At 38.9% G+C, this 11,958-nt stretch carries 11 protein-coding genes; all 11 read left to right on the forward strand.

Translation table 11 applies throughout. The features are described 5' to 3' along the window. Positions 1–153: 153 nt before the first annotated feature. The 11 genes from HNQ80_RS25785 (at position 154) to HNQ80_RS01940 (ending at position 11,706) form a co-directional block, all read left to right on the forward strand. Entirely contained in the window at positions 154–381 is a 228-nt protein-coding gene (locus HNQ80_RS25785) for a DNA alkylation repair protein (RefSeq protein ID WP_243182890.1), read from the forward strand. Positions 382–383: 2 nt separating this feature from the next. Continuing rightward, positions 384–566, forward strand: a complete 183-nt coding sequence (locus HNQ80_RS25790; RefSeq protein ID WP_243182891.1) for a hypothetical protein — start codon at positions 384–386, stop codon at positions 564–566. A gap of 79 nt (positions 567–645) precedes the next feature. Then, positions 646–1,329 carry a copper homeostasis protein CutC gene (locus HNQ80_RS01900; RefSeq protein WP_184307571.1) on the forward strand — a complete coding sequence of 228 codons (684 nt, stop codon included), beginning with the start codon at positions 646–648 and terminating at the stop codon, positions 1,327–1,329. A 472-nt stretch (positions 1,330–1,801) separates the two neighbouring features. Continuing rightward, entirely contained in the window at positions 1,802–2,794 is a 993-nt protein-coding gene (locus tag HNQ80_RS01905; RefSeq protein ID WP_184307573.1) for a beta-ketoacyl-ACP synthase III, read from the forward strand. Next, the gene (locus HNQ80_RS01910; protein ID WP_184307575.1) at positions 2,784–3,965 is read left to right on the forward strand and encodes an ATP-grasp domain-containing protein; all 1,182 of its coding nucleotides are present in this window, start codon (positions 2,784–2,786) and stop codon (positions 3,963–3,965) included. Before HNQ80_RS01905 ends, HNQ80_RS01910 begins: the two co-directional genes overlap by 11 nt. Then, on the forward strand, positions 3,962–4,960 hold the full coding sequence (locus HNQ80_RS01915; protein WP_184307577.1) for an NAD-dependent epimerase/dehydratase family protein: 999 nt from the start codon (positions 3,962–3,964) through the stop codon (positions 4,958–4,960). Before HNQ80_RS01910 ends, HNQ80_RS01915 begins: the two co-directional genes overlap by 4 nt. Beyond that, positions 4,950–5,786, forward strand: a complete 837-nt coding sequence (locus tag HNQ80_RS01920; protein WP_184307579.1) for an MBL fold metallo-hydrolase — start codon at positions 4,950–4,952, stop codon at positions 5,784–5,786. The genes HNQ80_RS01915 and HNQ80_RS01920 overlap by 11 nt, the downstream gene beginning before the upstream one ends. Further along, on the forward strand, positions 5,779–7,104 hold the full coding sequence (locus HNQ80_RS01925; protein WP_184307581.1) for a F390 synthetase-related protein: 1,326 nt from the start codon (positions 5,779–5,781) through the stop codon (positions 7,102–7,104). Before HNQ80_RS01920 ends, HNQ80_RS01925 begins: the two co-directional genes overlap by 8 nt. Beyond that, complete coding sequence (locus HNQ80_RS01930; protein ID WP_184307583.1) at positions 7,094–8,242, forward strand: GNAT family N-acetyltransferase; 1,149 nt, start codon at positions 7,094–7,096, stop codon at positions 8,240–8,242. The genes HNQ80_RS01925 and HNQ80_RS01930 overlap by 11 nt, the downstream gene beginning before the upstream one ends. Before the next feature lie 652 nt (positions 8,243–8,894). Then, positions 8,895–10,115 carry a macrolide efflux MFS transporter Mef(A) gene (mef(A), locus tag HNQ80_RS01935; protein WP_184307585.1) on the forward strand — a complete coding sequence of 407 codons (1,221 nt, stop codon included), beginning with the start codon at positions 8,895–8,897 and terminating at the stop codon, positions 10,113–10,115. A gap of 127 nt (positions 10,116–10,242) precedes the next feature. Beyond that, positions 10,243–11,706, forward strand: coding sequence for an Msr family ABC-F type ribosomal protection protein (locus HNQ80_RS01940; protein ID WP_184307587.1), 1,464 nt, complete (start codon positions 10,243–10,245; stop codon positions 11,704–11,706). Positions 11,707–11,958: the final 252 nt, after the last annotated feature.

The following is an 11,958-nucleotide window of genomic DNA, read 5'->3' on the forward strand; positions in this document are numbered from 1 at the left end:
TTTTAGAGTCATTAGGGACTCAATTTCTCACTGACTCTTTTTAGTTTGTTAATGGTTGAAAATTTACAAAAGTATTATAATAGTTATTAAGAAGCGATGTCGTTGGTATGATCAAGTAACGAATTTACGATAAATTTTAAGGAGATGTTACAAATGGAATTAAACGAAATCATGAACGAACTAAAGTCCCTTGGTACAGAGCGTACGAAAAAAATTTACATTAGCAATGGTGCGAAAGAGCCTGTTTTTGGCGTAACCATAAGCGCTATGAAGCCGATTTTTAAGAAAATAAAATACAACCAGCCTTTGGCAGAGCAGCTTTATGCAACAGGAAATTATGATGCCATGTATTTAGCTGGCATGATAGCGAAAAAGAATTAACAATGTCGGTTGGCATTTCATATTTGCCGCTCCATGAAGAAGCAAAGAAAGTTGCTCAAGAAGTAGGAAAGGTAAATGTTTTTATGGGCAAAAACCTCTGTCAAACAAATGTTGCAACAGAATACATTCAAAATGCAGTTGATAAAGTAAAACCAGGTTTTAAACATAAAAATGTAAGATGTTAAAGTATGGTGCCAGGCACTTGTTTTTTCTAGTCAGTTTGTCGATAAACATTATAAGTTTGTAGGAATGGGGAGTGAACATATGATTGAAATTATTGCTACAACACCTGATGAGGCAATATGTATTGAAGCTTGTGGGGCAGACAGGATAGAACTTATCAGCGCTTTTTCTGAGGGCGGCCTGACTCCAAGCTATGGAATGATCGAGAAGGTTGTGCAGGCTGTCAAAATTCCTGTAAATGTTATGATAAGACCCCATGCTAAATCCTTCGTATATACAAAAGAAGAAATAGATGTAATGAAAAAGGATATAACTGTAGTAAAAGAGTTAGGTGCAAACGGAGTGGTATTCGGGGTTCTGAATGAAAGAAGGGAAATATGTGAAGAAAGTATTAAGGAATTGATAGAGCTTTGCAGCGGGTTAGACATAACCTTCCATAAGGCAATTGATGAACTGTCTGATATTGTATATGGGATAAAGTTACTTTCTAAATATCCTCAGATAAAAACAGTGCTGACCTCTGGAGGAAAAGGAAGTATAATAGGAAATTCCTCTATCATAAAAGAGATGATAAAAAGCTCAGAGAACATAAATGTCATGCTCGGAGGAGGACTGAACGTTGAAAATGCTAAACAAGTAATCCAAGAAACTGGAGCTTTGGAATATCACTTTGGGACTGCGGTGCGATATAACAAATCTGTTTTTGGTGATATTGATAAGACGCGGCTTAAGGAGCTTATTGAAATATTGGGCAGTTTTAAATAAATGTTTCGTAAAGATATAGTATGGTGCTATGCATCAGAGTTATCTAGTTATTTGTATGTATAAATGCGACAAGGGACAGGTGCACTGTCCTTATTCTATTTTTAAAGGTAATATTGTGTGCTAGGCGCTAAAGTTATCCACTTATTAGCATGAACAGAAAAACCGCAGTTAGAGCGATATGGTAAACCGTATTACAAGTAAATGCGAAAACAATCCAGAAGAAAGATATACCAATATTTTCGAAGAAGCATCCATATATAATTTGTATGAGAAATGTTCTAATTCTCGAGAAGTAAAAATTATAGGGACTTGCGAATCATTTGCCCTACGCACACTTCATCTGCATAGGGTTTTTATTGTGTTTATAGGAACCTTAACCTATAATATATTTGTAAAAAGTAGAAGTACCACACAAATAAATTCTATGCATATTCGTAGTATTTAAAGGCATAAAGCTAGGAGGGAGAAGTCCATGCAGCAAATAAAAATATTAGGCTCCGGAAAATATCTTCCCGCTCGAATCGTAACCTCTGCTGAAATTGACAGGAAAATAGGTGTTGCAGAGGGTTGGTCGGAGAAAAAGTCAGGAGTTAAACATCGTCGCTTTGTGGAAAATGAAACTGCTTCCTATATGGGTAAAATGGCAATACTGGATGCCCTGGAAGATGCAGGGCTGAATTGTAATGATATTGACTGCATCATCGGGGCCAGCGGGTCGATGGAGCAGCCAATCCCGTGCAATGCTGCTCTGATACAGGAAGAGCTGGGCTTGGAGGACTCGGGTATACCTTGTTTCGATGTGAACTCTACCTGTCTAAGCTTTGTTGTGGGCCTAGATATGGCTGCATATCTGATTGAAGGAGGCAGGTATAGAAATATTGTTTTGGTTTCCAGTGAAATATCCTCCATAGGGCTTAACTGGGAACAAAATGAAAGTAGTGCATTGTTCGGTGATGGAGCTGCTGCTTTCATCATTGGAAAAAGCAAGCCGGAGGAGAGCAGCAGAATCATAACTTCAAGATTGGAAACCTACAGCAAAGGTGCACATCTGTCCGAAATTCGTGGAGGGGGAAGCAAGTATCACCCCAGGGAGCATTCTGAGCAGACGAAAGGTGAATTCCTTTTTGATATGGATGGACAAGCTATTTTCAAGATGACAAGCAAGCTGATTGAAGGTTTTATCCACAGGTTATTTGAAACCTGTAACTTGCGAATGAAGGATATGAGAATGGTGATTCCCCATCAAGCCAGCAAAGTGGCTATGAACCTGGTCAGGAAACGCCTGGGCATAGATGAGGGCAGATTTATGACTATTATCGAGAACCATGGGAATGTCATTGCTGCCTCAATCCCTTTGGCACTTCATGAAGCGATAAAACAGAACAGGATACAAAGAGGGGATACTGTTATGTTATTGGGAACATCTGCAGGGCTTTCAATAGGTGGGATGATCTTTGAGTACTAATACATTAAACATTTTAATTACAGGGGGGCGAGCTCCTGTCGCATTGGATTTGGCGAGGAACCTTCATGCATCGGAACACAGCATCTATATTGCAGAGAGTCTCAAGACAAATTTGTGCAGGCATTCAAAGTCTGTGACAAAAAGTTTTTTGGTTTCAAAACCCAACACGGATGAGAGAAGCTTTATATCTGAGATTATACAATTGATAAATGACTATGGAATCAGCTTATTGATCCCAACTTGTGAAGAAACGTTCTATATCTCCAAATATAAGGAGAAGATAGAGCAAGCTACCAATGCCAAATTGTTTGTCGATGAGCTTGAGAAATTGAAAGTGCTACACAATAAGTATACTTTCATTCAAAAAGTAAAGGAATGCGGATTAAGCACTCCCGCAACTTTTATGGTAGATTCCCAGGAAGGTCTTCTTAATGTGCTCGGCAGCAGCTTTGCGTATAAAACAAAGCTGGTATTGAAACCTGTATATTCTCGTTTCGGCTCAAAGGTAAAGATATTTGAGAATACAAAGGATACTGCTTTTAAAATAATTATAAGTGAAAGCAATCCTTGGGTTATTCAAAGGTATATTGAAGGTGAGCAAATATGCACCTATTCTATTTGTATTGGTGGAGAAATACGGGCATATTCTGCTTATAAGTCCAGCTTCAGGACTGGGATAGGTGCAAGCATAAACTTTGAGTCGGTTATGGACAGGGATATTTTTGATTGGGTATCCGATATTGTGAGGAAGCTTGATTTTACAGGCCAGATTTCTTTTGATCTTATAAAGACCCAGGATGGAGGGATTTATCCGATTGAGTGTAACCCTAGGACTACAAGCGGTTTACATTTGGTATCTCGAAGATATGCATTGCAAGATGCATTTTTGAATATAAAATCAGAGACTGCCCTGGCAAGGGAAAATGAGAAAGCAATGCTTCTTTTGCCAATGTTTCTTTTTGGTGGGTTTAATATCAGAAAACTGTCAGATATCAGGAAGTGGTTTGCGGTAATCAGAGACTCAAAAGAGGTTGTATTTAGTTTCGGAGATATGAAGCCTTTTTTAAATCAGGTTAATTCGTTTATCAATTTGGTTTATATTTCAATAAGAAAAGGCATTTCTATAACGGAAGCTTCCACATGTGATATAGAATGGAATGGTGATTTATGAAAGTGTTAATTACAGGCGGAACTGGTTTTCTGGGGAAAAGGCTGGCCTTGAGGCTATGTAAATTGGACTACGAAGTAACTGTGATCGGAAGAAATGAAGCAGCTGGAGCCGAACTTGAGAAAAATGATATAAGATTTGTTTCCTGCGACCTCAGGGATGAGCAGAAACTGATAAGTGTATGCGAGGGCAAGGATTATGTCTTCCACTGCGGGGCATTATCATCGCCGTGGGGAAGGTATAAGGATTTCTATAATATCAATGTCGGTGGCACAAAAAATGTTATCGAGGGCTGTAAAAAACATAGTGTCAGAAGGTTGATACATGTTTCCACACCTAGTATTTATTTTGATATGACAGACAGGCGGAATATTTCCGAAAGTGATAAATTGCCTGAAAAGCCGGTAAATGATTATGCAAAAACAAAACTGCAGGCTGAATATGAAATAGATAAAGCACATGAAGAAGGACTGGCGGTGATTACAATCAGACCGAGAGCACTATTCGGACCTGGAGACACAAGCATCATACCAAGGCTGATAAGAGCCAACGACAAGTTCGGAGTGCCTCTGATAGATGGGGGGAGAGCCTTTGTGGACGTTACGTATATAGAGAATGTTGTAGACGCCCTGTTGCTATGCAAGGACTCAGACAGCAATACCCTAGGGAAGAAATATAATATCACTAATGGAGAACCGATGTATTTTGCAGATATATTGAAGCTAGTGTTTGACAAACTAGGCTATCCGTTTCATCCAAAAGTACTTTCGTTTAAGCAGGCTTATAGAATCTCAGGGGCTATGGAGCTTATATACAGGACCGTTTTGCTTGGCAAAGAGCCTGTACTCACAAGATATACGGTAGGAGTGCTTTCAAAAAGCCAGACTTTGAATATAGATGCTGCTAAAAAGGACTTGGGATACAGACCCAGGATTAGCATCGTTGAAGGGGTGGATGAATTTGCAAAGTGGTGGAGTGAGATAAGTAGTGATAAATAGAATAATAATAATGCATGCAGGCTATTGCACCCACCCTGAAAGGATAGTAGCCCAAGGCGGGAGATGGAAAAGTATAAAGTTCCCTGCAATATTTGCTTTTTTTGAGCATGAGTTTTATGGCAATATTCTCTTCGATACAGGATACTCTGAGAGCTTTTATGCTGAGACCTCCAGGCTCCCATTCAAAATATACGCAAAGCTTACCCCGGTGTACCTAAAGAAGGGTGAGTGTGCAGCAGGCGTTCTGGAATCCCATGGCATAAGGCCCGGGAACATAGACTACATTATTCTTTCACATTTTCATGCAGACCATATTGGTGGCTTGAAGGATTTTAAAAAGGCCAGATTTATTTATAATCCTATAGCCTATGCGGGCTTAATGGGCAAAACTAAGTTCACAGCTTTGCGGAAAGGCTTTCTGAGAGGGTTAGTGCCTGAAGACTTTGAAGAAAGGTCGTTAGTACCAGAAGAAAAAATGAAAGTAGATATTTCAGGTCAGCTTAGCCCTTTCTCTTGCGGATACGATTTATTTGGTGACGGAAGTATTATTCTGGTTGATCTGCCGGGGCATACGAAAGGTCAGCTTGGAGCCCTTGTGAGGGACAAGGAGGGTAGACGTGTTTTTTTTGTTGCGGATGCAGTATGGCAGAGCAAAGCCTATAAAGAGCTTATCCGGCCTAGCAGAATCGCAAATATCATTATGGATAATTGCGATGAATATATGAAAACGCTTGGACGCATACACGAAGTTTATAAACAAAGGCCTGAGATAAAAATAATTCCTTCTCATTGCATGGAAGAATTGGAGGGAGAATTTCATGGATAATTTGGGATTACTGTTATGGAGTTATTATAAATATAAGCACCTGTATCGTTTTAAATCGAGGAAGCAGCTGGAGCAGTGGCAAAACAGGAAAATAAGAAGCTTTATGGAGAGGATAGTTCCAAAGTCCAGGTATTACAGTAAGCTGTATGCCGGCTTGGATATCGGTAATTGGCAGGAGTTTCCTATGATCAATAAGCAGAGTATGATGGATAATTTTTCTGATCTGAATACCTACGGCATTGAGAAGGAAGAGGCAATGAAAGTTGCTTTTGAGGCAGAGAAAAGCAGGGATTTTTCTCCTCAAATAAGGGATGTCACAGTGGGTCTTTCTTCAGGGACCTCCGGCAACAGGGGGCTGTTCCTGGCAAGCCCATCAGAGAGGGCTACCTGGGCTGGTGCGATTTTGGCAAAGGCTTTGCCGGACGGAATATTTGTTAAGGAGAGAATTGCATTTTTTCTGAGGGCAAACAGTAATCTATATGAAGCGGTTGATTCAAGCAGGATAAGCTTCAAGTTCTTTGACTTATTGAAGCCTATTGATGAGCAAGTGGATGAATTGAACAAATACCAGCCATCCATCCTAGTTGCTCCTCCCTCTATGCTGAGAATACTGGCTGAGCGGGTCGAGGACAAGTCGCTTATAATAAGCTGCAAAAAAGTGATATCTGTCGCAGAGGTTTTGGAGAAAATTGACAATGAATTCATAAGAGAAACATTTAATCAGACTGTTCATCAGGTGTATCAAGCTACAGAAGGTTTTTTGGCAACTACATGCAGGAATGGTACGCTGCATCTCAATGAGGATATAGTCTGCGTTCAGAAAGAATATATAGATAAAGCATCAGGAAGGTTCATCCCAATCATAACGGATTTTTCAAGGACAACACAGCCGATCCTCCGATACAGGCTGAATGATATTCTCATCGAGAAAAGGGAAAAGTGTTCATGTGGTTCATGTTTTACTGCTATTGAGGCTATCGAAGGCAGGACGGATGATATATTTTACGCAAAGGCGAAAGACTCCGATAAGATGGTTGGAATTTTTCCGGATTTCATCAGAAGAGAAGTAATTATGACCTCTCCACAAATATCAGAGTACAAGGTCAACCAGGTGAGTACAGTACAGCTTGAAGTTTATCTGAAGCTTGAAGACGGAGTTGATACAGATATCATAAAAAGCATGCTGTCCAAGAATCTGAAAAAGCTATTTGATGACTATAATTGTTGTGTCCCGCAGATAAAATTTATTGACAGGTACGAGCCTGTAAAAGGAAATAAGCTGAGAAGGATAGAAAGGAAATTTGACATTGGACCTTAAAGTTGAATTATTTGATGAAAGCAATATAGATCAGATCAAATGGCCAAGAGGCTATGATGGTGAATATGCTAGGAACTATCTGATACCGCTTATAAAAGAAGGGACAGACAGGTATATAAATAATATAAAGACAAAGCTAATGATATTGAGCATTGATAATATTTTACTACCTATCACAATCAACGAGTCAGAATATGATAACTCCTATGTATGTTCGCCATATACGCATTATGTTTCATATTCAATAGAGGAGTTAAAAGAGCTTAAAGAGCCAAAGCTTGAAAGCGGTTTCAGGTTTGTACTGAATATCCTGGGCAGTCTTCTAAAAGCTGGAAAGGTTAATAAGACCATACATGTGAATAATTGGCTTGTGTCAACGAATTTATATGCAACAATGACCAAGGAACAAGTGCAGGAAGTTACAGGATTTTTATCTCGTCGTTTTCCAGGATATACGATTGTGTTCAGGTCTTTGAACCAATTTACGAACAGTAGTATTTTTGATTCCTTTGGTGATTTGGGCTTTGAAATGATAGCCAGCAGGAGAGCATATATTTTTGATCCACATAAAGAACTTAACTCCAAAGCACGGCATATTTTAAAAAAAGATAGAAAAGTGCTGGAGGACAGCGATTATGTTTGGGTTGATGCAGGTGGGATAAGTTCGGATGATATAGATCGATTACTAAGCCTATATAATCAGCTGTACTTGGATAAATATTCGTATTTGAATCCACAGTTCAGCAGGGAATTCATAAAATTAGCCCTTAACTCCAAGATATTGGAACTTTTTGCATTGAAGGATAGCGAAGAAATAAAGGGTACTATTGGTTTTTTTCATAGAAATGGTGTGATGACTACTCCTTTCTTCGGATATGACTTGAAGGTTTCCAAGGAAGCGGGTTTATATAGGATATTATCATTGAAGCTGATGGAAGAAGCTCGAAGCAGGAATCTGATATTGCATCAGAGCTCTGGGGCAGGAGAGTTTAAAAAATGTAGAGGTGGAGTCCCTGTAGTTGAATACAGCGCTGTATATATCAAGCAGCTGCCATTATTTCGTAAAGCAGTGTGGAAAATGCTGAGTATAATCACTAATAAAATTGCAATGCCTATAATAATTGAGAAAGGACTATGAAGTTAGGTATTGCTGAGGCTAACGGATAATTTCTTAGAGTGGTCATTTGCAAGCTGTAATATTAACCTGACCTTTACCCGATTTGATGGACACATACCAAAGCTAGTATAGAATCGATGATAAATGAGGGACATGATTTTGTCAAATGGATGGACAGTAAGAACTGTGACGATAAGTTATCAGCATAGTACGAGAATACAGTGGCGATAATCAAAGATGGGTCATTGATTTTAACTCAAAAATAAAGAAAGAACACTCGGTCTATTTATCCATATTTGTAGAGGTATAGAAAACAATACATTGGCTTAATATTAGTTGAAAATTGACAGAAATACGTTATTTATGATAAAATAATTTGAAATCTAGTGAATTAAAGGAGGACATTCTATCTATGTATTCTGTACGTTTAAGATAAGCTGGCAATAAAAAAGTGGTAAAAACATCCACGATAGTGGGCTTTTTTGTTGTGCTTATTTTGCGAATAGAGACATGGATACGGGTGAAGTATAGTCATTTGAGGCTATATGTCTTTCTCCACGTCTTTTTAACGTTGGTATGCAGACTAAAGCCCGCATTGCGGATTTTAGCCTGCATTTTTTATTGCCTAAAGCCAGAATGAAACCAACAATAAAAATGCAAGGAGAGAACAAATATGACAAAAGAAATTTCTAAATGGAAACAAGATTTTTTTACGATATGGGCAGGGCAGGCAGTTTCACTTATCACTAGTGCCATCCTGCAAATGGCGATTATTTTTTACCTTACTGAAAAAACCCAATCAGCAATGGTGTTATCAATGGCTTCATTAGTTGGATTTTTGCCGTATGCGGTTTTTGGACCTGCCATTGGTGTATTGGTTGATCGCTATGACAGAAAGATGATTATGATTGGTGCTGATTTAATTATTGCAGTAGCTGGTGCGGTGTTGGCTCTTATTGCCATGTATATGGAACTGCCAGTATGGATGGTTATGGCGGTACTGTTTATTCGCAGTATTGGAACAGCTTTTCACTCTCCCGCACTAAGCGCGGCAACACCTCTTTTAGTGCCAGAAGAACAGTTAACCAAGTGTGCTGGCTATAGCCAGTCCTTACAGTCGATAAGCTATATTCTTAGCCCGGCTGCTGCGGCGTTTTTATATTCTGTTTGGGAATTAAATGCCATTATAGCCATTGATGTGCTAGGTGCAGTGATTGCTTGTATCACGGTGGCGTTTGTACGTATTCCCAAGCTCAATGTAGAGCAACAAAGCTTGAAGCGAAATTTCATGGAAGAGATGAGAGAAGGACTTTTTGTTTTGAAAGAAAACAAAGGACTATTTGCCTTGTTGTTGGTAGGTACCCTATACATGTTCGTTTATATGCCAATCAATGCACTGTACCCCTTAATCACCATGGAATACTTTGCTGGAACACCAATGCATGTCTCTATTACAGAAATTGCCTATGCCTCAGGTATGTTGGCAGGCGGTTTGTTATTAGGACTGTTTGGTAGTTTTAAAAAGCGAACCACATTAATAACAGCATCTATATTTTTGATGGGAATTAGTTTGATCATTTCGGGGGTGCTTCCCTCAAATGGATTTGTCGTTTTTGTTGTGTGTTGTGTAATCATGGGGCTTTCAGTTCCATTTTACAGCGGCGTTCAAACGGCTCTTTTTCAGGAGAATATAAAACCAGAATATTTGGGGCGTGTGTTCTCTCTAACAGGGAGCATCATATCTCTGGCTATGCCTGTTGGTCTAATCTTTTCAGGGGCATTTGCTGACAAAATCGGTGTGCACCGTTGGTTTTTGCTGTCCGGCATTTTAATTATTGGCGTTGCGATACTTTGTCCATTGGTTCCGTCGGTCAGAAGGCTAGATCAGAAATAAAGTAAGGAAATGTAAAGGAGGAACATTTATGTATTATATATTCATATAATCCTTCCTGCTTAAATCGCAGGGTTTTCCCTGCGAACAGGTAAATGAAAACATGCGATTTTGGACAGGAGGAAGGAAAATGGAATTAATAATAAAAGCAAAAGACGTTCATGTGGAATACACAGGGCGTGACGTTTTAGATATAGATGAATTAGAGTTATATGATTATGACCGCATCGGTCTGGTAGGAGCAAATGGTGCAGGAAAAAGCACCTTACTCAAGGTACTTTTGGGTGAATTAACTCCACCAGGATGTAAAATCAATCGTCTTGGAGGATTTGCTTATATCCCTCAGCTAGATGAAGCAACTTTGCAGGAGGTAAGAGATTTTGCACTTATGGGCAAACTTGGCGTTGAGCAGCTAGAGGTAAAGACCATGAGTGGTGGTGAAGAAACAAGGCTTAAAATAGCACAAGCCCTTTCAGAACAGGTGCATGGTGTTTTGGCAGATGAACCCACCAGTTATTTAGATCGTGAAGGGATCGACTTTTTGATCGGACAGTTAAAATATTTTTCTGGTGCATTGTTAGTTATTAGCCATGATCGCTATTTTCTTGATGAGGTGGTAGATAAAATATGGGAACTGAAAGACGGAAAAATCACGGAGTATTGGGGAAACTATTCTGATTATCTTCGCCAGAAAGAGGAAGAACGTAAAAGTCAGGCTGCAAAATATGAACAATTTGTTGCAGAACGTGACCGACTGGAACAGGCTGCTGAGGAAAAGCGAAAACAAGCACGTAAAATAGATCAAAAAGCAAAAGGTGCTGCTAAGAAAAACAGTTCTGAAAACGGTGGACGTCTGGCACATCAGAAAACAATAGGAAGTAAGCAAAAAAAAATGTATAATGCTGCTAAGTCTATGGAACATAGGATTGCGGCTTTGGGGAATGTGGAAATTCCAGAAAATATCCACACGATTCGTTTTCGCCAGAGTAAAGCATTGGAACTCCATAACCCATATCCGATTATTGGAACAGATATTAGTAAAAGGTTTGGTGATAAGGTGTTGTTTGAAAAGGCATCTTTTATCATTCCACTAGGAGCAAAGGTGGCACTGACTGGTGGCAATGGTGCAGGAAAAACAACTTTAATCCAAATGATCTTAAACCAGGAAGATGGAATCTCTATTTCTCCTAAGGCAAAGATAGGTTATTTTGCCCAAAATGGGTATAAGTATAACCGTAATCAGGAAGTTATGAAATTCATGCAGGAAGATTGTGATTACAATGTTTCTGAAATACGTTCTGTGCTAGCCTCAATGGGCTTTATGCAGAATGATATCTACAAAATGTTATCTGTTTTAAGCGGCGGTGAAATTATTAAGTTGCTGTTAGCTAAAATGTTACTTGGCAAGTATAATATTTTGCTAATGGACGAACCGAGCAACTACCTTGACTTACTGAGCTTAGAGGCTTTAGAAAAGCTGATGAAAGGGTATGCAGGGACAATTTTATTTATTACCCACGATAAACAGTTGATTGATAATGTAGCTGATGTAGTTTATGAAGTCAAAGATAGAAGATTAAATCTAATAAGATAAGTATAAGTACATTTTAAGTAATTAGAAAAATTAAGGTGGCTGTCAGTCAGTATATTAAATTTTGGCTGGCAGCTTCTTTGCATTCCAGTAACAGTTTATTACCTACAGAAATTTACCGTGTGAGGGATAGCTTGTAAAAGTATTAATATTATGGTGTGCGTTATGATTATTAATATAGTTTTCAATTATTTAATAAAGTAGATACAATAAGTCACGGAATATTACTTCTTCAAAGACGGCGAGTTATCTCAT

It is taken from the genome of Anaerosolibacter carboniphilus (assembly GCF_014205875.1).
Lineage (GTDB): Bacteria > Bacillota > Clostridia > Peptostreptococcales > Thermotaleaceae > Anaerosolibacter > Anaerosolibacter carboniphilus.